General features: G+C 46.1%; 19 protein-coding genes and 1 tRNA gene. 17 read left to right on the forward strand and 3 right to left on the reverse strand.

Features of this window, described 5'->3' with window-relative positions:
• The first annotated feature begins 495 nt into the window (after nt 1-495).
• The 13 genes from DMN77_RS17910 (at nt 496) to desA (ending at nt 15,090) form a co-directional block, all read left to right on the forward strand.
• On the forward strand, nt 496-1,668 hold the full coding sequence (locus DMN77_RS17910; RefSeq protein WP_068780465.1) for an NAD(P)-dependent malic enzyme: 1,173 nt from the start codon (nt 496-498) through the stop codon (nt 1,666-1,668).
• 97 nt (nt 1,669-1,765) lie between these two features.
• Nucleotides 1,766-1,849: transfer RNA gene (locus DMN77_RS17915), tRNA-Leu, on the forward strand.
• A gap of 861 nt (nt 1,850-2,710) precedes the next feature.
• On the forward strand, nt 2,711-3,394 hold the full coding sequence (locus DMN77_RS17920; RefSeq protein ID WP_068780466.1) for a response regulator transcription factor: 684 nt from the start codon (nt 2,711-2,713) through the stop codon (nt 3,392-3,394).
• Nucleotides 3,387-4,739: a HAMP domain-containing sensor histidine kinase gene (locus tag DMN77_RS17925; RefSeq protein ID WP_179015874.1), complete on the forward strand. Its 1,353-nt coding sequence runs from the start codon at nt 3,387-3,389 to the stop codon at nt 4,737-4,739. Before DMN77_RS17920 ends, DMN77_RS17925 begins: the two co-directional genes overlap by 8 nt.
• Before the next feature lie 214 nt (nt 4,740-4,953).
• A complete protein-coding gene (locus DMN77_RS17930) occupies nt 4,954-6,441 on the forward strand; it encodes a carboxylesterase/lipase family protein (RefSeq protein WP_179015875.1) in 1,488 nt (495 codons plus the stop codon).
• Between the two features lie 80 nt (nt 6,442-6,521).
• Nucleotides 6,522-8,357, forward strand: a complete 1,836-nt coding sequence (locus DMN77_RS17935; RefSeq protein WP_179015876.1) for an ABC transporter ATP-binding protein — start codon at nt 6,522-6,524, stop codon at nt 8,355-8,357.
• Nucleotides 8,326-10,089, forward strand: coding sequence for an ABC transporter ATP-binding protein (locus DMN77_RS17940; RefSeq protein WP_179015902.1), 1,764 nt, complete (start codon nt 8,326-8,328; stop codon nt 10,087-10,089). The genes DMN77_RS17935 and DMN77_RS17940 overlap by 32 nt, the downstream gene beginning before the upstream one ends.
• The gene (locus DMN77_RS17945; RefSeq protein WP_068780470.1) at nt 10,061-10,441 is read left to right on the forward strand and encodes a nuclear transport factor 2 family protein; all 381 of its coding nucleotides are present in this window, start codon (nt 10,061-10,063) and stop codon (nt 10,439-10,441) included. Before DMN77_RS17940 ends, DMN77_RS17945 begins: the two co-directional genes overlap by 29 nt.
• 132 nt (nt 10,442-10,573) lie before the next feature.
• Nucleotides 10,574-10,828 (forward strand): hypothetical protein, encoded by a 255-nt coding sequence (locus DMN77_RS17950; RefSeq protein WP_179015878.1) that lies wholly within the window; start codon nt 10,574-10,576, stop codon nt 10,826-10,828.
• A 154-nt stretch (nt 10,829-10,982) separates the two neighbouring features.
• Nucleotides 10,983-12,515 carry a serine hydrolase domain-containing protein gene (locus DMN77_RS17955; RefSeq protein ID WP_179015879.1) on the forward strand — a complete coding sequence of 511 codons (1,533 nt, stop codon included), beginning with the start codon at nt 10,983-10,985 and terminating at the stop codon, nt 12,513-12,515.
• Between the two features lie 640 nt (nt 12,516-13,155).
• Nucleotides 13,156-13,359 carry a cold-shock protein gene (locus DMN77_RS17960; protein WP_068780473.1) on the forward strand — a complete coding sequence of 68 codons (204 nt, stop codon included), beginning with the start codon at nt 13,156-13,158 and terminating at the stop codon, nt 13,357-13,359.
• Between the two features lie 112 nt (nt 13,360-13,471).
• Nucleotides 13,472-13,744, forward strand: coding sequence for an HU family DNA-binding protein (locus tag DMN77_RS17965; protein WP_068780474.1), 273 nt, complete (start codon nt 13,472-13,474; stop codon nt 13,742-13,744).
• A 353-nt stretch (nt 13,745-14,097) separates the two neighbouring features.
• Nucleotides 14,098-15,090 carry a Delta(5) desaturase DesA gene (gene desA, locus DMN77_RS17970; protein ID WP_179015880.1) on the forward strand — a complete coding sequence of 331 codons (993 nt, stop codon included), beginning with the start codon at nt 14,098-14,100 and terminating at the stop codon, nt 15,088-15,090.
• 87 nt (nt 15,091-15,177) lie between these two features.
• Here desA and DMN77_RS17975 read toward each other — a convergent pair whose 3' ends face one another.
• The 3 genes from DMN77_RS17975 to DMN77_RS17985 all read right to left on the reverse strand — a co-directional run bounded on the left by DMN77_RS17975 (nt 15,178) and on the right by DMN77_RS17985 (nt 20,566).
• Complete coding sequence (locus DMN77_RS17975; protein ID WP_179015881.1) at nt 15,178-15,402, reverse strand: hypothetical protein; 225 nt, start codon at nt 15,400-15,402, stop codon at nt 15,178-15,180.
• A 1,737-nt stretch (nt 15,403-17,139) separates the two neighbouring features.
• Nucleotides 17,140-18,744, reverse strand: a complete 1,605-nt coding sequence (locus tag DMN77_RS17980) for a helix-turn-helix domain-containing protein (RefSeq protein WP_179015882.1) — start codon at nt 18,742-18,744, stop codon at nt 17,140-17,142.
• Nucleotides 18,737-20,566: a sensor histidine kinase gene (locus DMN77_RS17985; RefSeq protein WP_068780477.1), complete on the reverse strand. Its 1,830-nt coding sequence runs from the start codon at nt 20,564-20,566 to the stop codon at nt 18,737-18,739. Before DMN77_RS17985 ends, DMN77_RS17980 begins: the two co-directional genes overlap by 8 nt.
• A gap of 179 nt (nt 20,567-20,745) precedes the next feature.
• On the opposite strand from DMN77_RS17985, the gene DMN77_RS17990 reads away from it, so the two are divergent.
• The 4 genes from DMN77_RS17990 (at nt 20,746) to DMN77_RS18005 (ending at nt 26,182) form a co-directional block, all read left to right on the forward strand.
• Nucleotides 20,746-21,636: a carbohydrate ABC transporter permease gene (locus DMN77_RS17990; protein WP_068780478.1), complete on the forward strand. Its 891-nt coding sequence runs from the start codon at nt 20,746-20,748 to the stop codon at nt 21,634-21,636.
• A 13-nt stretch (nt 21,637-21,649) separates the two neighbouring features.
• On the forward strand, nt 21,650-22,480 hold the full coding sequence (locus tag DMN77_RS17995) for a carbohydrate ABC transporter permease (RefSeq protein ID WP_068780479.1): 831 nt from the start codon (nt 21,650-21,652) through the stop codon (nt 22,478-22,480).
• A 75-nt stretch (nt 22,481-22,555) separates the two neighbouring features.
• A complete protein-coding gene (locus DMN77_RS18000; protein WP_179015883.1) occupies nt 22,556-23,893 on the forward strand; it encodes an ABC transporter substrate-binding protein in 1,338 nt (445 codons plus the stop codon).
• A 30-nt stretch (nt 23,894-23,923) separates the two neighbouring features.
• A complete protein-coding gene (locus DMN77_RS18005) occupies nt 23,924-26,182 on the forward strand; it encodes a glycoside hydrolase family 31 protein (protein WP_179015884.1) in 2,259 nt (752 codons plus the stop codon).
• Nucleotides 26,183-26,288: the final 106 nt, after the last annotated feature.

The raw sequence follows: 26,288 nt of genomic DNA on the forward strand, positions 1-26,288 counted from the left end.
TGACGTTTCACGTCGATGGCTTGCCGGGATATTTCGGTGAGGCGCACACCATATAAAGAATGTAGAAGCTCGCTAATCCCCATCAAAAGGAATTTGTGGGCTTTTTTACATGGTGAAAAAAGGGATTATAAGTATCCAGGAAAGGCATATATAGAACAGTGATGTCCGTATAATAAGAACATGGTGGACAAAGAGTTGAGTTTGCCAATGCCTATTCCCATGGGATTTTCAAGATTCCGCCATTATCAATTCCCATAAAGGACGGGGCATGTTATTATATGAATGTCCACTGGTGAAATACAATTTTAACACTGGGGATAGACAAATGATTGGGTAACAGGAATCGTTGGTAATCCTAAGTTGATGAAGTAGGAGGGGATTGTTTGTAAGCGTTGTCAAATTCGGGAGAAGATAGGTCATCATGTTAACCATTAGGTTGAACAAGGAATAATAAGAGCCGCACAGATCTATTAATTTATGCCGGGGGTTGGGACGATGAGCATAAAGGAAGAGGCATTACAGGCACATAGGGTGAGACACGGTAAGCTCGAAATTGCGACTAAAATGCCGCTTAATAACAAACATGATCTGGAGCTGGCATATACGCCGGGGGTAGCAGAACCTTGCAAAGAAATTGCCAAAGACAAGGAAAAGGCCTACGACTACACGATTAAAGGCAGCACCGTAGCCATTGTAACCAATGGGACAGCCGTTCTGGGGCTTGGCAATATTGGCCCCGAGGGGGGATTGCCTGTTATAGAAGGCAAGGCGCTGCTGCTGAAGAAGTTTGGCAACGTGAATGCATTCCCGATCTGTATCGACAGCCTTGATCCGGATGAAATTGTAAGAACCATTCAAGTGATCGCACCCGGCTTCGGAGGTATTCATCTGGAGGATATCAGGGCGCCTGAATGCTTCTACATCGAGGATAAGCTGAAGGAAACTCTAAATATTCCCGTATATCATGACGACCAGCACGGAACGGCCGTTGCCGTGCTTGCGGGTCTGTACAACGCTATGAAGGTTGTTAATAAATCCTTGGACAGTATACGCATCGTGATCAACGGCGCGGGTGCATCGGGCATTGCTGTTGCAAAGTTGCTGCTTGCGGCGGGGGCAAGGCATCTGGTGCTATGCGATATTAACGGAGCTATTTCAGAATACGTTGGCTCCATGAACGAGGCTCAGCAAAGAATCGCCAAAGTTACGAACAGGGATTTTGAGACAGGGACCCTTGAAGATATTATTAAAGGCAAGGATGTATTTATCGGGGTGTCGGTGGAAGGCGTGTTGACGAAGAAAATGGTGCAGACTATGAGTTCCGACTGCATTATCTTTGCTCTGGCCAACCCCGTGCCGGAGATAATGCCGGAGGAGGCTATAATAGGTGGGGCAAGAATAGTAGCCACAGGCAGATCTGATTACCCCAATCAGATCAATAACCTACTGGTATTCCCAGGCATTTTCAGGGGGGCTCTGGATGCAAGAGTACGGAATATTACCGATGAGATGAAGCTTGCTGCGGCTCAAGGCATTGCGGAACTGGTGAACGATGAGGAGCGGAATGAAAATTACATTGTTCCGGACGCCTTCGACAAGCGAGTGAGCATAGCCGTTAGCGAAGCGTTAATTCAAATCGCTCGCAAGACGGGGGTCGCAAGAGCATAATTTGCAAAAAATCATAATAGAATTTTTTGGTTGACTCGCTCATGGATTCATGATATATTATATTTCGTTGCTGCAAAACATTGCAGCAACGAAATACGCGGTCGTGGCGGAATTGGCAGACGCGCACGGTTCAGGTCCGTGTGGGCTAACCCCCGTGGAGGTTCGAGTCCTCTCGACCGCATTATCTTAACAAAGAATAAGCTCCTGAATTTGTCCTTGAGACGATTCAGGAGCTTTTTGTATTCTTAGAGTTTGTAGTGCATTGCTTATGACTTGTGCTGTAATCCAGATATGCATAGATGTTGGACGTTGTGAATTAATGGCTATGTCCATATTAAATTTCTTTCAGGCTTACTCCTTTGAAAGCAACAAAGTCCCTTCATATGATACTGGGATGACTGTGTGGCAAATGGTTACGAATGATTCAAAGGGAACTCAAATCGTGAGGCTTTGACTACACCTCATTCAGAAATCTCGTATTGCAACCACTTGGACCTGACGGAAACCGTAGATGCCGAACCGCTCTTTGGGATTCATACAACGATAAGGAAATCGCAGAGAAAAGGTGCAAGGTGGGGGATCGGGATGTTGCCATTATCGATGCGTGTTTCTTCTCCACCCGGAGCTTCGCGGCAACTGGGCTTACTCATTTGGCTTGACATTGATTCGGCAACGATGGTAAATCGGGCTCTTCAAAGGGATGTGGCATGGGTCGGGTCTCCACATGCAGTTGAGGATAGATATCGGCGATTTAACGCTTGTCAAATTGCGTTATTTATCTACCATTATCTGGAGACTGTGAAGATCTTTTCGAAGCTGCGAAACTTATTATAAGAGCACTATGTGTAGATAAAAGAAAAAAAGATAATATAATGGAAGTCGACACGGACTATATCAAACAATATATAATATGAAAAACCGGTATTCCATAACGTAAAGAATATCGGTTATTTTTGTTAAAATCGCTGCTACGTTGCTCTCTTATTCGGATGAAAGAGCCGATTACGTAATTTCTTTACACCTTATTAAGGAGGCATAGGCAATGACAAGTGTTCTCGTAGTTGAAGACGATACGCATATGTGGGAAATGATTTCAATGGTTTTGAACCATGAAGGTTTTCGGGTCCGGGGGGCGGTTAACGGCAAGGAAGCGCTTGCTGAAATGGAGAGCGCTCCTCCGGATTTGGTTTTGCTGGATATCATGATGCCAATCATGGATGGGTGGGATTTGTGCCAGGAACTTCGGCGCTTGAACCCCGAACTGCCAATTATCATGATTACAGCTAAGCATGAGACAAGTCAAAAGGTGAAAGGATTCGGCCTAGGCGCAGATGATTACCTGGTAAAGCCTTTTGACCCGCAGGAACTGGTGGCCCGAATCAAAGCGGTAATGCGCCGGTATCGGATTGCAGCCGATAAAATGGTTAGATTGGGCAGTCTCAAGCTGGATCGGCTTCGGGGGACGATTTCGGACGGAAAGATCAATTGGAACTTGCCGCTTAAGGAATTCGAACTATTATATCAACTTGCGAGTTATCCCGGACAAATCTTTATGCGAGACCAGTTAATTGAAGCGATATGGGGCTTTGACCACGAAGGGGATGAGCGGACGGTCGATGTTCATATTAAGCGGCTTCGGGAGCGATTTTCCACTTATACTCACCTTTTTCGTATTGTAACGGTCCGCGGACTCGGATACAGGTTAGTGACGGAAAGCTATGATTAAGAGCTTATATTTAAAAATGGTATTGCTCTTTTTCGTAGCTGTGGCTATAGGGATCGGAGGCGCCATTCCATTAACCATTTATTTGTTTAAAGATCAGATTACGCAATCCATCCAACAAGAGTATGCGATGCGAAACGAGTTGATATCCGATGCTTTTTCCCGATTGGCGCCAGGAGAACGTGATACTTTTCTAAAGCAGTTGTCTGATAAGCAAAAGATAAGCTTATGGGTACACGATAAGAACGGGCTGCGCTACGCTTATGGTCAAACAAACAAATCCTACCTGACAGGCGAAGATATCCACAGCATCCAGAACGGCGCTGAAGTCGTGAGACGAACATCCTTTCTGCCTCTGCCGACGAACTTGCAAATGGGTTTCCCTTTGCAAACTCCGGACGAACAGTTGGCACTTGTCATCCATCCGGAAGGTACTAATCATTCGCAGCTATATATGATTTTGGGTGTTTTTATCGCAATTACAATTGCGATCGCTAACACCAAGTTTATCCTTTTTACTAGCGTAGTGGTAAAGCCCTTGAAAGCATTGACCGCTGCAACCAGAAAAATGGCTAAGGGGGACTTTAGCATCCAACTTCAGACAAAGAACAAAGATGAATTGGGTGTATTGTCGGAGCAATTTCAACAAATGGCCTTTGAGATGAGCCAAGTCGAAAAGATGCGTCAGGAGTTTGTCTCCAACGTGTCCCACGAACTTCAAACACCATTGGCGTCCATTTCGGGTTTTGTCTCCATCTTGCAAAGGGGAGGGCTTGAAGAAGCCGAGCAACAGCGCTGTCTGAACATCATTCGGCATGAAAGCATGCGACTATCCCGACTCAGCGAGAACATGCTCCGACTGACGACAATGGATTCTAACCATCTGCCCTTCCATCCATCGCTTGTTCGACTTGATAGTCAACTTCGCCGTATAGTCGTAGCTGCGGAGCCACAATGGGCGTCCAAACGCTTAAATATTCACCTGGAGCTTTCAAAAACGGCAATTCATGCAGATGAAGACCTGCTGAGCCAAGTATGGCTCAATGTGTTCAGCAATAGCATCAAATTCACACCCGAGGGCGGTGACATCTTCATTGAGCTTCGGGCCGGAAAAGGTGAAATCGAAGTTATTTTACGTGACACCGGAATCGGTATGGTCGAGGAAGATCGAAAACGCATCTTCGAACGTTTTTTTATGGCCGATAAATCGCGCAACCGTGAAGCGGAAGGGAGCGGGCTTGGACTCGCAATCGTAAAACGAGTTGTTGAATTGCACGGCGGACGGGTCGAGATCGACAGCGCTCCAGGAAAGGGGACGGCGGTAACCGTTTTTCTGCCAGCTATGTAAATCAGACAAACAATCGGAAATGTGGTAAAAAAGGTGAACGATCTCGCTCGCCTTTTTTTGCATTTATATCCAACTAATATTACATTTATATCCAATTCATTCATATTGCGTTCATATAGGAAACGTAGCATCGGTTGTGAAAGGAGACTTCAGTCCCAAATAACGCTGATTCGCCGAAACGTCTAGATCCATTTTAAAAAAGGAGTTGACTTCTATGACAAACGATTCTTGTATCGCACAAACCTCTCTTGGCTCCCTTCAAGGGGTTCGAAGGAATGATGTCATTCAATTTCGTGGTGTTCCTTATGCCGACGCACCAGAGGGGGAGTTTCGCTTTTCTCGACCGCGCCACGTATCTGCTTGGGCCGGCACCCGTGATGCAAGCAGTCATGGCTTTATTGCACCACAACCGCCTTCTCCATTACGTCAAGCCATCGGAGAAGCCTCTGAACCGCCTCAGGGGGAAGATTGCCTATCGCTCACAATCTCAACCCCTGCCATCGACCAGGAAAAACGACCTGTTGTCGTTTGGGTACATGGAGGACATTATATGACCGGCGCTGGATCTCTGGACTGGTACGATGGAGCGGAGCTTGCCAAGGACGGAAATCTAGTAACCGTAGGTGTTAATTACCGACTCGGCGCGTTTGGATTCTTGCATTATCCAGGAGTTAGCGATGGAAAAATGGGGATTTATGATATTCTCGCAGCTTTACAATGGGTTCAAGATCATATTACGTGTTTTGGCGGCGATCCTGATCAAGTCACCATCATGGGGCAATCCGCGGGAGCCCATGCCATTATGTGCTTATTGGCCACAGGAGAGGCTCGAGGTCTTTTCCGCAGAGCAATTCTTCAAAGCGCACCCGCAAGTCTTGCTCCAATGTCAGAAGAAAAAGCATGTGAGCATGGAAGCCGGCTGTTAGAAATTTTGAATGTGAGTCAGAGGGATCCACAAGAAATTAACGCCCAATTAAATACCTTATCACCTGCCCAAATCATTCAAGCTTCGGGAAAATTGGCTCAGGAAATTGCACGCTTTGGTCAAATTTCTCTCCCTTTTATGCCTGTTTTTGATTCTCTTTCCACATCGGATCGTTTTATTGAGTTGGCTGCAAAAGGTGCCGGCGAAGCAGGCATTGATCTCATTTTGGGAACCAATCGAGAGGAAGCCAATATTCTTTTGGGGAACGTAAAGAATCTCGATCCGAATTTGGCTAATGAACGTTTCGTTGCCTTGACCGGGAATGAACATGCCATTGAGCGATATCGCTTGCGGCGGCCCGGTAGTGCAACAATCGCTCTAGTATCTGACTTGATTACTGACTATCTGTTCCTGCTCCCTGCTTTGAGGTTAGCAGACGAAGTTCATAAAGCCGACTCTCGTGCTTGGATATATCAGTTTGATTGGGCGCCGCTTGGCTCTCCTTTTAAAGCGTGCCATGGCATAGAACTGCCGTTTATATTTGGAAATTTCGAATCGTACAAGGATGTACCGATATTACAAGGGGCAGATCCAGAAGTTGTTCGAGATTTAACAACGGTTATGCGCAAGGCATGGATTGGATTTATTCAATCTGGCAATCCCGGTGTTTCCGTCCCATGGCCAGCTTATGAGCCGGTTCAGAGACAAACTATGCGATTCAGTTCTATTGTTGGTACTGTTGGTGATTTAGCGGAGATAGGCCGCTTTTATACATGATAAAGATGAATCTGTCACTCGATGAAATAAGTCGAGTGACAGGTTATTCTCATCAAATCATTTGAAGGGGGAGAGGATCAATGACAAATAAAACGGGGATGGCCCGACTATTGGAAATCGCCGGGGAGAAGCGCGGATTGTTGATCGTTTCGGCCCTTTTATCTTCGCTTAGTGCCGTTTGCTTGCTGGTGCCTTACGCTTCCGTTTTTGTTATTTTACAAGAGCTATTGGAGCACGCAGCATCCCCTGCTTTGGCAGACGGAGCGAAAATGATCCGCTTTAGCGTTATCGCTTTGATTGGCCTGACAACCGGCTTGGCCACGATGTATGCAGGGGGAATGGTTTCTCATATCGCCGCTTTTCGTATTCTTTACGGCCTCAGGGTCAAGCTGGCAAACCATATTGGCAAGCTTCCGCTTGGCTGGCTGAATGGCACGTCGACGGGTTCCGTCAAGAAAACGCTGGAACAGAACGTGGAGAAAGTGGAAACGTTCATTGCTCACCATTTGCCCGATCTTGTCCATGCTGCTGTAACCACGGTTCTGATGATCGCTGTGATGTTTACATTGAACGTTTGGTTGGCTCTAGCATGCTTCGTGCCGATTGTTCTCGCGTTTGCGGTTCAGATCGCGCTGATCAGCGGACCGAAGACGAAGGAAAACCTCAAGCTTTGCCATGATTCGCTGGAACGGATGAATGCCTCTGCCGTCCAGTATGTTCGGGGAATGCCGGCTATTAAGGTGTTTGGGCAAACCGTTCAGTCGTTTCGTCAGTTTTATCAGGACATGCTTCACTACCGTGACTACGGTTTGAAATTAACGGATCAATTTCAATACGGATCCTTGATTTTCAAAGTGATTCTCGGTTCACTTGCCGCATTTATTCTGCCCGCAGGCGTGTTTTTAATGAGCCGCGATCCAAGCAACATTGCCTTTGCCTCCGTTCTGCTGTTTTTTCTTGTTATGGCGCCAGGGATATCTACCCCCATGTTTAAAATCATGTTTCTGGCTGAAACGCTCAGAGATATCGATGAGGGGGTCCGTCGAGTAGATCGCATACTAGCGGAAGAAGATGTATCAGAGCCTGAGCACCCGGTGCGGCCAACTTCATTTGATGTTTCATTCGATCGTGTATTTTTTTCTTATGGAACGAAGCCTGAAGATAGGGAAGTCCTTGCTGACATTTCCTTTACGGCTCGCCAAGGGGAAGTGACGGCACTCGTCGGCCCGTCTGGAGCTGGCAAGACGACCATTGCCAATCTGGTGCCTCGTTTTTGGGATGTGAATAGGGGGGCGATTCGCATTGGTGATGTGAATATCCGTGAAATCGCGTCGACTGACCTGATGGACATCGTCGCATTTGTGTTTCAGGAATCATTTCTATTTTACGACACCGTGTACAATAATATTGCGGTCGGCCGCCCGGATGCGTCGCCGGAAGAAGTGTATGCCGCGGCGAAAGCAGCGCAGTGTCATGCATTCATTGACGAAACCCTTCCCTTTGGGTATGACACGTTGATCGGAGAAGGCGGCGTTTATTTGTCCGGCGGGGAAGAGCAGAGGATTTGTGTAGCCAGGGCAATCCTGAAAAAGGCCCCCATTCTCGTACTTGACGAAGCCACGGCGTTTGCCGATCCGGAGAACGAGCATGAGATGCAGCTGGCTTTAAAAGCATTGATGAGCAACAAGACGGTCATCGTCATCGCCCATCGCCTGTCCACCATTCAGGATGCGCAGCAAATTCTTGTGATGGAAAGCGGGAGAATCGTCGAGCGGGGAAGTCATGAAGCCCTCCTTTCAACGAACGGCTTGTATGAAGGCATATGGCGTTCTTACTGTCATGCGACACAATGGCATTTGGGCAAAGGGGGAGCGGATAATGAACATGAGCATGTTGCGCAACATGACCGCGGATAATCCGAGATCTCTCGTCAAACCTGTTTTGTACACGACTTTGGCCAATCTGGCTGGCTTAATCCCTTTTGTGCTGTTGGTAGAAGCGGCGAGATTGATCTTTAATCCGTTTATGGATCCCGATCTGTCATTCGATTCGGTACGGCTCTGGTTTGTGTGTGGTGCTCTGGCGGTTTCTCTCGTTCTTTTGATGGCCTGCGAAATCCCCGCCTATCGTGCCCAATACCGCGATGCCTACAGCGCGGCAGCGGACGGACGATCACGGCTGGCCGAACATATGCGCAAGCTGTCGCTAGGATACCTGAACAAACGAGATCCGGGCGATCTGGCCAATCGAATGGTGGGCGATTTTTCGATGCTGGAACACGGCATTTCCCACTTGGTTCCGCAAATGATCGGTTCCGCCGTCATGCCAGTTGTCGCCCTGGTTGGCTTGTTTTTCCTCGACTGGCGTCTGGCGCTTGCTCTGTTCGCGACACTGCCGGTCGCCATTCTACTGGTGCTCTTGACATCGGGCATTCAGCGCAAACTCGGCTCGAAGCATATCAGAGCCAAGATGAATGCTTCCAGTAGGCTGCAAGAATATTTGAACGGAATCCGAGTGATTAAAGCTTATAATTTGACCGGAGAACGCTTTGTCCGGCTGGAACAGTCATTTAAGGAGTTGATGCGGCAAAGCATCCGTCTCGAAGGGACGATCGGACCGATTGTACTAAGCGCGATTACCTGTGTACGTGCCGGTCTGACCCTGATGATCATGGCTGGCGTTTATCTGCTGACAGGAGGAAGCCTGCATGTGATCACATTCGTAGCTTTCCTGATCATCGGAACTCGCATTTTCGATCCACTGACAACCGCGCTCGCCGGTTATGCGGAATTTCGCTATTTGGAGCAGGCGGGGGAACGCATCGTTCAGCTTTTAAAGGAACCGGTTATGGAAGGAGAACGGCAGCCACCTGCGAGCCATGCTGTCGTATTGAAGCATGTTACGTTTGGCTATCATGATCAACCCATCTTGCGAGATGTGAGCATGAGCATGCCGGCCGGCTCCTTTACCGCATTGGTCGGCCCTTCAGGCAGCGGCAAGAGTACCATTCTTCGGCTTGTTGCTCGGTTTTACGACCCGGAACGCGGAATGGTAACGATGGGCGGGGAGGATGTTCGTGCCATGGATCCCGAAGCATTGCTCAGAAAAGTATCGATGGTGTTTCAAGATGTATACCTCTTCCAGGATACCATTGCAGGCAATATCGGGTTCGGACGGAGTGATGCAACGTGCGAGGAAATCGAGGAAGCGGCGCGCCTTGCTTGTTGTCATGATTTTATCATGAAGCTGCCTAACGGTTACGACACGATGGTGGGCGAAGGCGGAAGCACGCTGTCGGGCGGTGAAAAACAACGAATTTCCATTGCTAGGGCGATATTGAAAAATGCGCCGATCATTTTACTCGATGAAGCAACGGCTTCGCTCGATCCCGAGAACGAAGCAGAGATTCAGACCGCGATCGATCGACTGGTGCGAGGCCGAACCCTCATCGTAGTTGCTCACCGGCTCAAGACCGTGCAGCATGCCGACCAAATTGTTGTATTGGATCAAGGGCGGATCGTGGAGCTAGGCTGTCATGACGAATTACTCTCAACGAATGGCTTGTATGCTCGGCTGTGGCAACGCCAACATGGTACAAGTGAAAGGGGGGATTCGTTTGATGAGTTCAAAGACCAAAGAAATGATTGAGAACTATGTTGAAGCGTATAACTCGTTTGATGTCTCGGGAATGGTTAAGCTCTTGCATCAGAACATACTGTTCAGAAATTATGCGAATGGCGAGGTTAACGTGGAGACCTATGGTATCCAAGCGTTTAAAGAGCTGGCCGAAAAGTCGATTAAGACTTTCTCTAGCCGTCGTCAGAACATCATGGAGTATCGGGTTAGAGAGGACAAAATAGAAGTATTCATTAATTATGAGGGGATACTGGCCGTTGATTTGCCGAACGGGTTAAAAACGGGAAACAAGCTGCGGCTAAAAGGGAAGTCAGTATTTCAATTTGAAGAAGGAAAAATATCACGAATTGAAGACTACAGTTGATTAACAAGGTAAGCTCCCAAGGGAACCGTAGGGGGACTGAACAGGCTGTGGATGGTATCCTCTGTTAACCCGCCCATCTCTAATCTGGCAATTGGAACGGTACCGGTGCAACGAGCGGGTATAGCATCCGGCATGAACAACGTGGCTCGTCAGATGGGAAGCGGACTCGGAGTTGCTCTTTATGGGGCCATCCTGTCCAGCCGCTGCACCTTACTTGTCACGGATAGAATTCAGTCCCTGCAAGGCGATCAGCTTTCCGAATCGGCGAAGGGGCAAGTGATTCAAGCGCTTGAGTCGGCAGGCCTAATTGCAGGCAGCAATGGTCTGGCAGGCATGGAACAGGATATCCTATTTCAAAATGCTTCGCTGCTTGACCTCTTACCGTGAGATTGCATGCGCATCTTTCGTGGAAGGAACGATTGACATTATCAAAGATCAACCGCTGTGATTTTGGCAATCGGTGCTGTGCTTTGTCTTGTTCTGATTCGCAAGAAGGATTTGCGGCATTAATATAAAAATGACCAAGTACAGGTGAAATAAAATGAGAATGAGAATGATAGCAACAATCTTGTGTGGACTGTTCATCTTTCCTCTATTCAGTTCAGCGCGAAGTGATGGAAGTATGCAAGTTGAGCGATCTGAAACGTCAGTTTTCTCCGAAGTGGATGCGTATATTGCTCGTGAAATGAAACAACAACGTCTTCCGGGGCTGGCTCTCGGGATTGTGCAGGGGGACCGCATTCTTTACCTTAGGGGATATGGTCAGGCCGATTCAACCGGTCGGCCGGTAACGCCTGAAACTCCGTTTGGAATAGGTTCGATCGGCAAGTCGATTACGGCCATGGCTGTTTTGCAGCTGGCCGAAGAGGGAGAAATCGATTTGGATGCGCCTATACAGCGCTATATTCCTACCCCATATAACGGTGCAGAGTTCATTACCGTACGCCAATTACTTAACCAAACAAGCGGGTTCACCCAAATTTCGACTTTTAGCAACACCCTATCAAGTATCGACATTCAAGATCAGGATGCTCTTGAGAAAAATGCCTTATCTTATGCGGATAAGTTTTTAAAGAAAGCCGTTCAAACCGAGCAACCCTTCAAGTATTCGAACGCAAACTATGTACTGCTCGGTTATATTGTGCAACAAGTATCCGGCCAGTCCTATGGCGACTACGTGAAGGACCATATTTTTGCTCCTCTGTCTATGCAAGACAGCTATGTTACACTTGACGAAGCTGCTGCGCACGGGCTGGCAAAGCCCCATCGCCGAATATTTGGATACAACGTTCCCTATGAAGGTCCCTATATTCATATTCCAGGAGATGCGCCGGCAGGGTATCTCTATTCGAGTGCTAAAGACATGAGCCATTACCTGGTTGCCCAGATGAACGGCGGCCGATTTGAAGACAATTCCGTTCTCTCTTCGGAAGGCATTCGCCTTATGCAAACCGAACCTGTTCCGGGAACTTACGCCATGGGTTGGATGACAGATCAAATTAACCATTTGCCGGTTATCGGCCAGCCGGGGGGCTCCATAGGATTTCAGGCGCAAACTTATATAGTTCCGGAACAGCAGTTGGGAGTGATTGTGTTCGCTAATGTACTGGACGCGATCGATGCCACGTGGCCCAACAAAACACATGTCATTACAACTACCCATATTGCCGCCGGGATCATAGACTTACTCAATAATGACCCCATTGGAGGATCGGGTCTAAGCATCTCACAGAAATACGGGGTCGTAAATGGGCTAGTATTCATACTTAGCATATGGTTATTATATACGGTCTATAGAACTGCGAAGCGCTGCCTTGGGCCGTGGAATCCTGACAGATCCCACCATACTAAATTATCTATCAAAATTATTATTTCTAGAATTATTCTAAATTTTGCGGGTCTGTTTTTTGTCCTAATGTTAAGTATGACTCAAGTAGTTCCGGTATGGCATATTGCAACCATTTATCAGCCTGACCTAATCCTGTGGCTGAAAATAATGACTGTACTTATGGCACTGAAGGGAAGCATGGAAATTATACGGCTGGTTCGGTCGAATGGTATGAAAAAGCTTTAAGTTTGAAACAAAAGCACTACAGAAATGACTATGATAGCGAAAAATGATATTTTTCATTTAATAATCAGGATCATTGACGACACCTCTTCAACAACATGGGCCTGGCGTTTTTTTGAGGGATCTGGACAAAGATTCGTCCTTTTCAGTTGAAAGCTTGGAAAGCCTTCAATAGAAATGCAGGGTCGGAATCCACCAGCAAGACCTTGGTTTCTATCATTTGATATGCGTAGGCCAGGTTATAGGCAGTGGTCGTTTTTAGGTTCGTATGGGCTAACCCCCGTGGAGGTTCGAGTCCTCTCGACCGCATTATCTCAACAATGAATAAGCTCCTAAATTTGTCCTTGCGACGATTCAGGAGCTTTTCTGCATGCTTAGGATCAGCAAGGTACTGCTCATGGCCTGTGTGTCTCAAACCAACCGATAAAGTGTTTTAGAGCGCTTGCTGTCTAGCAATTCCGATCATTTCACTCCTAAGCAGGGTCTCCAAAAATTGACTTATATTATCGGATATGGTACTCTTATCTTTAATACATATTAGCGGACGTGAAGTACAGGATTCTAAAAAGCCGAATGACCGCTAATCTTTATTAGTGGCCATTGAAATGGTTGTGTTAAAATAATTTACTTTTGGAGGAATCCTATGCAAACAGGTACAGTTAAATGGTTTAATGCTGAAAAAGGCTTTGGTTTTATCGAAATTGAGGACGGAAACGATGTGTTTGTTCATTTCAGCGCGATTGAGGGTGACGGTTATAAGTCATTGGATGAAGGGCAACGCGTCCAGTTCAATGTGACCCAAGGCAACCGTGGGCCACAGGCTGAAAATGTCTCTAAAATTTATTAAATCTTTCGAGCTGCCCTAAATATGGGGCAGTTTTTTATTATTCCTGTTTTACATTCATGCACGAGGATTGTCATTTTCGTAAATGAAAATAAAATAAGCGGAGGTATTGAAAATGAACAAAGAACAATTGATCGAAGAAGTGGCGAAATCTAGTGGGTTCTCAAAAAAGAATGCTGAAAAGGCAGTAACGCATGTGCTGGATTCGATTTTTGAAGCTCTAAAACAGGGCAAAGAAGTTCAACTAGTTGGCTTCGGAAGATTTAATGTCCGTAGTCGTGAAGCACGCATGGGAAGAAGCCGTAAAACCGGTAAAGAGGTGGAACTTCCGGCGGGTAAAGTTCCTGTATTCACGGCAGGAGTCACTCTGAAAAATGCTTTGAATTAAACTTAATGCTAATATAAAAAAAAGATGTGACTACATCAGAAAGCGGTTTTTTATCAAAACAAGTACACATGATTCGAACGATAGCGACGTATTTTCTACCATTGATGACATTATTAACTTTTACTCCAAACAGGGTTTGGAGAGAAAAGCAGCCAAGCTGGGAAGTTTAAAGAATGGCACAGGCAAGGAAAAGGATGATAAATGATAATTGGGGAAATAATTCTTTACAACCGACCAGTTAGGACAATGAAGAAGAGTTCGTTGTTGATAATGATTTCCTGCGTTTTTTCTTCATGTTTGGTAAGCCTCGGAAATTCATTACTGCGAGTGATTCCCATGAAAAGGGGATTGCTATGAAATCACTTCAAGAATACACCCGTTGGAAGAAGGACATGGCTCTTCACGGTAAATCGGATTTGCGAAAGAGCATCTGGCAGTTGGTTAATAGTATCGTTCCCTTCCTATTGCTGTGGGGGCTTGCCTATGAAACACTGTCTATCTCAATATGGATCACGCTGTTGCTTGCAATTCCAGCAGCCGGATTCATGATCCGAATCTTCATTATATTTCATGATTGCTGCCATCTGTCTTTCTTTGCTGGGAGGAAGGCGAATACGATCATCGGAACGATGACGGGGATCCTCACTTTTTTCCCGTATGAGCAATGGAAAAATGAGCACTCCATTCATCATGCGACTAGCGGAAATTTGGGCCGTAGAGGCACGGGTGACATTTGGACGCTGACTACGAAGGAATACGCGGCACTTTCCCCTTGGAAGCGTCTGGGGTACCGTCTATACCGCAACCCAATTGTCATGTTCGGGCTCGGACCTGTATTTATCTTCTTGTATGCATACCGCTTGAACCGGAGGGGTGCCAGACGCAAAGAGCGTATGAATACATACCTAACAAACGCAGCGTTAGCTGGCTTGATGGGATTGCTCTGTTGGTTGCTAGGCTGGAAGGAGGTCCTACTGGTTGAGGGGACGATTCTCTATTTGTCTGGCGTTGCGGGCATATGGCTCTTCTACGTGCAACATCAATTTGAGGGGACCTATTATGAATGTGCAGATGAGTGGGATTTCGTTAGCGCGGCTATGAACGGCAGTTCCTACTACAAGTTGCCTAAAATCCTGCAATGGATGACAGGAAATATCGGCTTCCACCATATTCATCATCTGGATCCCCAGGTGTCAAACTATAACTTGCAGCTAATACACGATAGCAACGCCGCCATGCATAGTGTTCCTGCCATCGGAATCCGTTTGAGCCTGCAGGCGCTTCGATACCGACTGTGGGACGAGAGCAGCAAACGGTTTGTGGGATTTCGGCGTCTTAAAGAATAAACATAAGGCAGATCGTAGTTTATTGCGATCTGCCTTATGTTTATTCCCTGTTTTGGTAATGCTCGAGGTCCAATGGCTTTCCCTTTTTTAACGGAAAAACTGCCAAATATACATCACGATAAAAAGAAGTGTTCCTACTGCAATGATAGTGAAAGCAAAATACCCAAAATAGCGAAGGATGCGCGGCATTTTTTCCATATCAATCTTTTGCGTTGGTGCACCCATAATGTTTCTATAATGATTCGTTGCGGAGTTAAAGGAAGATAATTCTTCCTGTGTTTTATTATTTTCTTCATTATCCGACTCAGTCATGAACAACATACCTCTTTGTAACGTAGTTTTAGGAATTGTAGCACTATACAAGCTGTATTTTCAATTTTTTTGGAGCTAGGTACAGAGGTTAGAGTAGGGACTGGATACAAAAGCTGGTGTGCGGAGTTTAGAGTAGGGGCTTAAGATACAAAGCTAGGCTATAGAGCATAGAGTAGAAACAAGATGCAAAGCCAAAGTGTGGAAAACTAAGCATGAGAGTGAAGTTGGGCGTGCTAACGGAAATGTGGTTCGTTATATGGCTGAAATTAGCAGGTTAGAGATTCTAACGGAAATGAGGGACGTTATTCGGGCAAAAACCGACTAATATCGCTCATTTTTGGTCGGATAACGTCTCCTATTTCCGTTAGAAATTCGACTGGTCTGATTTTAGCGAAATAAGGGCTGTGATTTCCGTTAGCTGTATGATGAAGTTCGCGTCATCATCTCCCAGCAGAGGTTAGAGTAGAAGTTTGAGGTACAAAGGCTAGGCGCAGAGGTAGAGTAGAGTCTAAGGCACAAAAGCGGGGTTCAGAGGTAGAGGAGAAGGTTGAGGTACAAAAGGTAGGTGCAGAAGTTAGAGTAGAATCTGAGGCACAAAAGCTGGTGTTCAGAGGTAGAGTAGAAGTTTGAGGTACAAAAGTTAGGTGCAGAGGTTAGAGTAGAGTTTGAGGCACAAAAGCGGGTTCAGAGGTTAGAGTAGAAGTTAGAGGTACAAAAGCTAGGCGCAGAGTATAGTGCAGAACATAGAGTAGAAACAAGATACAAAGCCAAAGTGTGGAAAACTGAGCGTGAGAGTGAAGTTGGGCGTGCTAACGGAAATGTGGTTCGTTATATGGCTGAAATTAGCAAGTTACAGATTCTAACGGAAATGAGGGACGTTATTCGGGCTAAAACCGAGTAATATCGCTCATTTTTGGTCGAATAACGTCTCCTAGTTCCGTTAGAAATTCGACTGGCCTGATTTTAGCGAAATAAGGGATGTGATTTCCGTTAGCTGTATGATGAAGTTCGCGTCATCATCTCCCAGCAGAGGTTAGAGTAGAAGTCAGAGGTACAAAAGCTAGGCGCAGAGTATAGTGCAGAACATAGAGTAGAAACAAGATACAAAGCCAAAGTGTGGAAAACTAAGCGTGAGAGTGAAGTTGGGCGTGCTAACGGAAATGCGGTTCGTTATATGGCTGAAATTAGCAGTTTACCAATTCTAACGGAAATGAGGGACGTTATTCGGGCAAAAACCGACTAATATCGCTCATTTTTGGTCGAATAACGTCTCCTAGTTCCGTTAGAAATTCGACTGGCCTGATTTTAGCGAAATAAGGGATGTGATTTCCGTTAGCCGTATGATGAAGTTCGCGTCATCACCTTTATCTCCCAATGGACATTATCGTCCGTTACAGGGGCAGCGCATGGGAAGAGCAATGCTGACTACGGCTAACGGTGGCCAATAAGGTCCAAGGGATGTGGTTCAACCGACCGCCTCCGTCATGCAGCGAAGCACCGCGCGCTGGGAGCTGCGCGTAGAGCGGGATCCGACGCAACAGGGGATATCCGATGTCCCCCTGTAGTCCCCGTCTTGCCGCGAAAAAAGGGACTTGTCCCCCAAGTCATTAGCGATGAGCGAATGCCGAAAAATGCACGATGCTTACATTGCACCCAGGCAGTGTGCTATTTATACCAGGCAGTGTGCGATTTATAAAAGAAGGCCATGCTCTTCCTTAGCTAAAAAAGAGCGGCGCATCACAATCTTCTGCGCTGCTCCCTTGGAGAATGGCCGGAATAGTTGCGAAATAGCTTGATGAAATAGCTTGTATGCTCATACCCAAGCTGCTCTGCTATTTCCTGAACAGTGAGATCGGATTGATCCAGCAGCTCTTGCGCACGTTCCATTTTCACTCTGGTTACAAAAGAGATGAAGTTTTCCCCAGTTTCAACCTTAAACATTCGGCTAAAATGGCTGGAATTCATATTGATCCGCTGCGCCATTTCCTCCATGCTTATTTTTTCGCCCGGATTCATAATCACATAACGTTTAGCCTCAGCAATCTCCTTGCGAAGTGTGACATCCTTAATGCTCCCAAGAGACGTAATTTTTTGCTCCAAATACTGCGTAAGCCACCGTTCCAAATGATCCAGCGTTTCTATGGCATAAATGATACGGTGAAATTGCTCGACGTTGAAATTAGTAACAAAGCTTTGCATCACGGTATATTTAAGCTCGATTTCTGTAACCAGCTTTAATACCAGGCCTTGCACAGCCTCCACAGGATACTTCAAATGATTGATGTGAACGATCCAGTGGTGGACCGTTGTTGCAGCCAGTTGTTTGTCTTTGCCGACGATACAATTTCGAATGCTTTGTAATATGTTGGCATAGTGAACGAAAATATCATCTTTCGTCGTTTTTATAACTTGCCATTTGATGAGACAATTCTCTCCGGCATAAAAACGAAAGGAGCCTAAGTCCAAAAATCTCTGCGCTTCGGTCTTCAACTCAGTCAAGCTTTTGCAAACCCCTCCCAGATAGAAGGAAATGCCGGTTTTTAGATACTGGATCATTTTAATTTGGACTTGCTTAAGCAGCAATTGGATCTCTTCATACAGATTGCGAGAAATCGTCTTTGGAAAAGGAAACATAATCAGCGAAGAGCGTTCATCGAAAGAGAGGAGAACGCAACCGTCGATAGTAATCAGTTCATCAAGCCCATTAAGCAGCACAAACCGCATATTATGCTTTCCGCCGAAACGCTCCTCTAATTCATGCGGATGCTCAAGAATCGCCATAACCGGCAAGTAGGGTATTTTTTGCTCAAAATGAATACCGATCGACTCCGCTTTTTCCTCCCACTCGGTCAGATTCCAGATAGGCTGCTCAATTAACGAACCTAGGAAAGTAGCACGGATGGCTGAGCCGTTGGACATTACGACCTCCTGCAGCTGTTGATGTTCGCGTTGCGATGCGCGTTCGGCATCCAGCTTCCCGCGGAGTTTTTTTAATATCTCTGTAATTTGCTCAACTCGCAAGCTTTCCTTCAGTACATAATCACTGACCTCCAGTTGTACGGCACGCTGAGCATATTGGAAATCTTCATGGCAAGATAGGATAATCGTTTTTAGTCGGGAGTTCGCTGCACAGGCGAGTTGAATGACTTCCAGACCGTTCATGATAGGCATACCAATATCGGTAATTAATATGTCGGGCCGATGCGCAACGCAGGCTTCCAACGCTTCCTCACCATCAGCGCAAGTTGCAACCAGCTCAAGTCCAAGGCTTTGCCAAGGGATATTGGCCGAAAGATAGTTAAGCATGGGCATATGATCATCGGAAATAATTACTTTATACATGGTAGTCCTCCTTCCCGGTCTGGAGCGGCAGCATTAATGTGACGCAGGTTCCTTGCTGATCCTGACTGCGAATAGTCATATCAAACTGTTCGCCAAAAATCAGCTTCAATCGATCATAAACATTAGACAAGCCGATGCCAGTGGATTGCTGTTGATCGTCTGCAAGAGAGACGTTAATAATTTCCCAGGTTTGCAGTTCAAGGCGCTGTTGCAAGGCCTCTAAATCCGCCGCTTTCATACCTCGGCCATGATCTTCGATTTCTATTTTCAGCATGACCTTGTTTTTTTCATTGAAACTCATACTTTCCTTATGTCTTATTGGCTCGATTTGCTCAACGCGAATAACGATAATCCCGCCCTTGCTGCCAAACGCATGTTTATAGGCATTTTCGATAATAGGCTGAAAAATAAAGCGGGGTATCATTTCAAGCCATAGCTCCTCTTTTACATTCATCTTAACTTCGATCGGGTGCCTCATTGTGAAATTCATTAACTCAACATAATCTTTTATCGTTTCCAGCTCGGCATAGAGCGTTATAAACTCATCCTTTTTGGAAATCGTGGCCCGCAACAATGAGGATAGTGAACCAATCAGTTCGGCGTTCTCCTCATCCTGCTTGATCAGCAGCTGCATGCGAATAGAGCTCAGCACATTGAACAAAAAATGCGGATGGATCTGCGCCTGCAGAAGCGATAGCTCTGCGCGCCGTTTCAGCTCTTGCTCGATCTGCACCTGATCCAAAGTGCGCTGAATTTGATCCAGCATCTTGTCAAAGGAGCGACCGAGACTGCCAACCTCATCACTGCCGCGGATATTGGAACGAATAGTGAGATTGCCGCCTTCTACCTTCTTCGCCACTTGGCCGAGTACTTTTACGGGCTTGGTAAAGCGCTGCAGCAAATAGGTGAGTGCGATCAGAAAGCTGACCGCCAACAAGATTTGAACCAAAATGCCGCTTCGGGAAATGCCGTTCAGCTTTTCAGTTAATTGTTCATAGCGGGCAACACTCACCAGGCGCCAGTCGGAAAATTTAACAGGCATCGAGATGTAGAGCTGGTTCTCTCCGTTAGCATGAATGATACTTGGCGATTCCAACTCTTTTGTATCCAAGATAGAATCGAAGTTTTGCCCAATCAGCTCGTCTTTACGATTTGATAGAATGCGATTTTGACCGTCAAGCAAATAAATATCCTCTTTAAAATCAGCAAACAGTTCGCGAATCGTATTTTCGGTGCGGCTGACGATGAGGTAGGCATATGGCGAACGTGACACATCCTCCATTATCGCGCGTGCCGTGATGATGACATATTGCTGATCAGCAGATTTCGGAGGCAAATAGTTCTGCTCTGCTCCAAGAAACAAGGTTTCGAACGGAGAGAGCTTGGACATCCCGGAGAACCATTGTTTTTCAAAAAACAGCTTAGGCTGAAAATCGTAAAATGAATAATCGGAATAAGCCCTTCCATCCTCTAGCAGCAGAGTAATCTTCAAGTCGCTTTTCTCTCCGGCAATTTGCTCCAATCGGGTCGTCAGTCGTTTCGCTGCAGTTGGATCATCTTTGGCTAGATCAAGCAAGGTTTTAATTTCCGCATCAAATTGAATGAAGTTCGATACGGAGATCATTTCTTCCAAAATCGCTCTGATTTGAGACTGAATGATAGCAAGCGATTGGGTTGCGCTTTCTTGAGAATGCTCACGAATAATCCATTTAGAGTAAACATTGGTGATGTTTAACATAAGAATCGTCGGAAGCATTAAACACAAAATGGAAGTCATAATCAGTTTTTTGCGAAGCGACATTTTACGTAAGAAATTATGCAACCGCTTTCATGCCTCCTTTATTTATGATTATATATGAGCGCGAAGAATTTTGTCGAATATGATTTTGGAAATTTCGCAAGTTAGCATATTTTTTTCAGAATAGAAAAAATCGTTCCATGTAATGAACAAACCTCGCTCCTATAATGAGCTTATAGTGAAGTAAGCGAGAGGTGATAGAGATGAAACAGCACAAGCAGTCTTTCTATAATAGTATCGCTGGATACCTGTTCGTTTTGCCGATGTTGCTGACGACCATGCTGTTGACGATCATACCGATTTTCCTGTCGGGCATAATTAGTTTTACGGATTGGAATTTCATCACAGGGCTGGGGAATATTCATTTTATTGGTTTTGGCAATTATGAGGAGTTATTCAAGGATGCGCATTTTTGGCGGGCGATGACCAATAATCTGACAATGATATTAACGGTTCCATTCAGTATGATCATTGCGCTTGTGTTGGCCGTCTTGATTGATCGCGTAACGTATTTCAAATCGTTCTTTAAGGTAATCTACTTCATGCCGTTTATCTCCAGCTTTGTAGCCGTTTCATTATTGTGGAGAGTGTTATATCATCCGACAAGCGGACCGATTAACGGTTTTCTAAGATCTATTGGAATTGCCAATCCGCCGTTATGGCTCGCAGATCCCCATTATGCATTAATCGCTGTAATGATCATTATGGTTTGGACAGGCCTTGGATTCAATATGATCTTATTTATTGCGGGCTTACAAGGGATTCCCAAGGATTTATATGAGGCTGCCGATATGGATGGGGCTTCGAAATTCAGACAGTTTATGAACATTACGATTCCGATGCTGTCGCCAACGATCTTTTTCTTGCTGATTACAGGAATCATCGGCTCCTTCAAAGTGTTTGATCTGGTCATGGTGTTGACCGAAGGGGGACCGGCAGGTTCTACTTCAGTAATCGTGCATTATTTGTATGAGGTTGCCTTTGTTAATTTACGCTCGGGTTACGCATCGGCAATCGGCATTTTATTATTGTTCTCTCTGCTGATCGTTACGGTGGTTCAATGGTTAGGACAGAAAAAATGGGTCAACTATTAAGGAGTGATCAAGCATGCAAACGATTCGTGTTAACCGTGTATTGGTCACGGTGCTGATGGCCGTCGCAGGTATCTTCTTTATTATGCCGTTTCTGTGGATGCTCTCCGCCTCCTTCAAGCCAGAGCTTGATGTTATGACTTACCCGATTCAGTGGATTCCGGAAACCTGGCGAGCCATTGAAAATTATAGAGAAGTGATGTTTGGTACGGTACCCTTCGGACTTTATTATTGGAACAGCATTAAGGTGACATTAGCTACGACCGCCTTTTCGCTGACCATATCGTCCATGGCTGCTTATGGTTTTTCGAAAATTGCCTTTAAAGGGCGCGACTTCTTGTTCCTAGTCGTGCTGGCGACATTTATGATCCCCTCGCAAGCGGTGCTGGTTCCGCAGTTTATTATTTACCGCTGGTTTGGACTGTTTGACAGTCATACCGGACTTATGCTGCTTGGGGCTTCGGGCGTGCTTGGAACGTTTATGCTGCGCCAGTTCTTTATGGGCATTCACAATGAAATTATCGAGTCGGCGAGAATAGACGGAGCGAATCATTGGTCGATTTTCTGTAAAATAGCGCTGCCGCTCGTGACGCCAGGACTGGCAACGTATATGATATTGCGTTTCATTTGGACATGGAATGATTATCAAGGCCCGTTAGTCTTCCTGCGCTCAGAGAACCTCTATACGATTCAGCTTGGGATCAGGAAGTTTTCGGATATGCATGGCGAGTTTTACTCACTTATGATGGCAGGTACGGTCGTAGCGATATTCCCCTTGCTGCTGATCTTTATTTTTGGGCAAAAATATGTCATTGCAGGTGTTGCTTCAGGCAGTGTGAAAGGTTAATCCCCGTTCGAGATCCGCAGCAGCGGTTTCGATATAGCATTCCGTTTCTTCACAAAAAAAAGGGAGGTTATTACTATGAAACATTTTTGGACAAAATCGATGGCAGGGTTGTTAGCATCAACTTTGTTGCTTTCTGCTTGCTCCATCTCAGGGGGAAACAAGGCGAATGACAAGCAGGAAGGAACGAATAAAGACGAGGTTGTCACCTTGAAGTTTAATACTTGGAACAGCCTCGATGCAGGGTTTGACGTTATGATCAAAGAATTTGAGAGCACTCATCCCAATATTAAAATCGATTTCGTCTCGCCGGGCGACAATAACTCGCTGGAGGCTATGAAAAGAGTGGATTTAGCCGCGGCTTCTAATGAAGATATGGATGTTATCATGGTGCCCGGAACGAATCAGCTCGTACCTAGAATTGCGCTTGATATGTTCGAACCGTTGGATGACTACCTGGCCAAAGAAGGCGTCGCTTATGAGGACGAATATAAAGTTGATTTGAAAGTCAACAACAAGTATTACGGGCTTCCAGGAACAATGACGACGAATTTGGTTATTATTAATGAGGATCATCTGAAAGAAGCGGGCCTTGAAGTTCCTAAGGATTGGACTTGGGACGAGTACCTGAAATATGCAAAAGCGATGACAAAAACGGAAAACGGTAAAACGAGATACGGGAACTATTTTCACACTTGGGCGAACTATGCGTCGCTGGCTTTAAACGGCCAGATGGAAAATACAGGACTTGTTATGGATGATCATAAAACAGCTAACATTCTAAATCCGGCAATGAAAAAGTCGCTCGAGCTGCGCTTGCAATCTGAAAAGGATAAATCATCAACTCCTTATGCAGAAGTGATTAGCCAAAAGCTGAACTATCGTCCGCAATATTTGAATCAAGATGCAAGCATGCTTATTACGGGATCTTATATATTAGTGGACGTTGGCGGTACGGAAACCGTGCCCGCTAACTTTAAGACCGTGTTCGCTCCTTATCCAAAAATGAATAAAGAAGATCCGATGGTTGGACCGTTAAGCGCAGATATTTTGACGATATACGGAAGATCGAAGCATAAAGAAGAAGCCTACACCTTCGTCCGCTGGTTTACAACAGAGTGGTTAACGATGCAGGGGCAGTATTTGCCATCCTGGAAAGGGGCAGACCTTGAGAAGGTAGTGGATAAAATCATTTCCAATACCCAAACCCCGGAGCATGTGGATAAAGAATCCCTTCTTTATGTGCTGAACAATTCCATTACACCCAAAATAAATGTGCCAGTCTCTTATCAGCCGGAAGTTGAGAAAATCTTCATTGAAGAGTTCGACCGCATGATGCTGGCTAATCAGGATTTGGATACGACGATGAAAAATATGAATGAGAAAATACAAAAACTGATTGATGATAGACAATAATGATTGCTTTGCAGTGGGAGGTCATGGATCGTGACAAAAATTCATTCCGATCGCTTGAACGGATCAATCGATGTCGGCGAATCGTTCAGAACGCTGGAGAGCCAGTATTTTCAAGGACATGAAGTCACTTCGTTTGCTCCTCACGAGCAGCGGGGCACGCTGAAATGGGTGCGTGCCAGCCGCAAGCCAAGAATGGCGTTTAATAAGATCGATTACTTTTTCGAGCCGACGGCGATGTGGGAGTTTCCCCCTGACTATGAGCAATCGCCGGAAATGCCCTTTCAGCTTTCCTTTGTGGCGCAGGATACCGTGCGAATTCAAATTCAGACACGCCTGAGAACGGCCGCTGCCGTTCCGTCGGTTATGCTTGATGGAGAGGTTGGCGTAGATAAGTCTTGGCATGGAGAAAAAATGGAGAAGGGGTATCGCTGGAATAATGAATGCGGCTCCGTTGAACTGGAGCTTGCACCATTCCGTTTGATCTTTAGAGACAGTAAAGGCAGGGTGCTGACTCAAACCTATCATCACGAAGATAAGCCGTCCTTAAACAATGCGTACCCTATTCCGTTTTCCTATGTGCGTTCTATTTCCGATATGTCACATCGCATGGCGGCCTCCTTTTCCTTGTCTCCTGGAGAGAAAATATATGGCACAGGCGAGTCCTTCACGGCATTGAATAAACGCGGGCAGCGTATGCGCTTGTTTACCCGCGACCCGTTGAGCGTGCAGTCGCCTGATATGTATAAGCCGATTCCGTTTTTGATGAGCAATAAAGGCTATGGCATGTTTATTCACTCCAGTGCTCCGATGACGTTTGATATCGGTCAGGATTACGATGCCGCCAATACTCTGTATGTGGATGATGACAGCATCGATTTGTTTTTCTTTTTTGGAGAGCCTAAGCAAATTTTGCTATCCTATACAGCGATAACGGGCCGAAGCCCGCTGCCTCCATTATGGTCTTTTGGGCTTTGGATGAGTCGGATTACGTATAATTCTGAAGCCCAGGCTAGAGAAGTGGCCGCCAAGCTTAGAGAGTATGATATTCCCTGTGACGTCATTCATTTGGATACCGGCTGGTTTGAGCAGGATTGGCGTTGCGACTATCAGTTTTCATCCAGCCGCTTCGATGACCCGCAGCAGATGATTCACGATTTGCGCAAGGACGGTTTTCGGATCAGCTTATGGCAAATTCCTTATTTTACGCCGCATAATCCGTTTTTTGAGGAGCTGATCGAGAAGGGCCTGGTCATTACAGATCATGAAGGCAATTTGCCGACAGGTGATGCTATTCTGGACTTTAGCAATCCGGAGGCGGTTGCATGGTATCAAGAGAAAATTGAAGGTTTGCTGGATATGGGCGTTGCTGCGATCAAAGCAGACTTTGGCGAAAGCGCGCCGATCTATGGGCGTTATCATTCCGGCAGAAGCGGCCGACTGGAGCATAATCTTTATCCGCTTCGCTATAACAAGACGGTTGCAGAAGTAACGCAAAAAGTAACGGGCGATACAATTATTTTTGCCCGCAGCGCCTGGGCGGGAAGCCAGCGTTATCCGCTGCATTGGGGGGGCGATGCCGAGAACACGGATTCTGCGATGCATGCCAGCTTGCGTGCCGGCTTATCGATGGGGCTTAGCGGCTTCACCTATTGGAGCCATGATATGGGCGGATTCGTGAAGAAGAGCCCTGAGTCCTTATACCGCCGCTGGCTTCCATTCGGCATGCTCTCCTCACACAGCCGCGCGCACGGAGCTCCGCCCAAGGAGCCGTGGGCTTACAGTGAGCAGTTCTTGAAGGATTTCCGAGCTGCGGTACAAATGAAATATAGATTGATGCCTTATATTTATACGCAGTCTTATTTGTCCTCCGAAGCAGGCTTGCCGATGATGAGGGCGATGTTTATAGAATATCCGCAGGACCTGGCATGTTGGTTGATTGATGATCAGTATTTGTTTGGCTCCGATCTGCTTGTAGCTCCTATGTTGGAGGAGGCCGCTGAGCGCCATGTTTACTTGCCGAAGGGCAAGTGGATCGACTACCAAACAGGTGAAGTCTATAAAGGCGGCAGCTGGGCAACCATTGCAGCAGGTGATATCCCAATTATCGTATTGGTGCGCAGCGGTGCAATTATTCCGCAGGTAGAGCCTGCTGCTTCTCTTGATTTTGTGAATTGGGAGGAAGTAGAGGCGGTGGCCTATAGCGCTGACGGGGCAGCTTGTTCTGGCTTTTTTTATCATCCGATTACAAGGCAGCTGGTAGAGTTAGAGGAACGAAAGGTCAACTCTTAAGGCACAAACCAAGCGACTTCGGACCTATTTGTCCGGGGTCGCTTGGTTTGATCTCCATAGAATCTTCAACGTAATGGATCGGCGTTTTATAGGGATTCATATGAAA

The organism is Paenibacillus sp. 79R4 (assembly GCF_013393165.1).
GTDB lineage: Bacteria > Bacillota > Bacilli > Paenibacillales > Paenibacillaceae > Fontibacillus.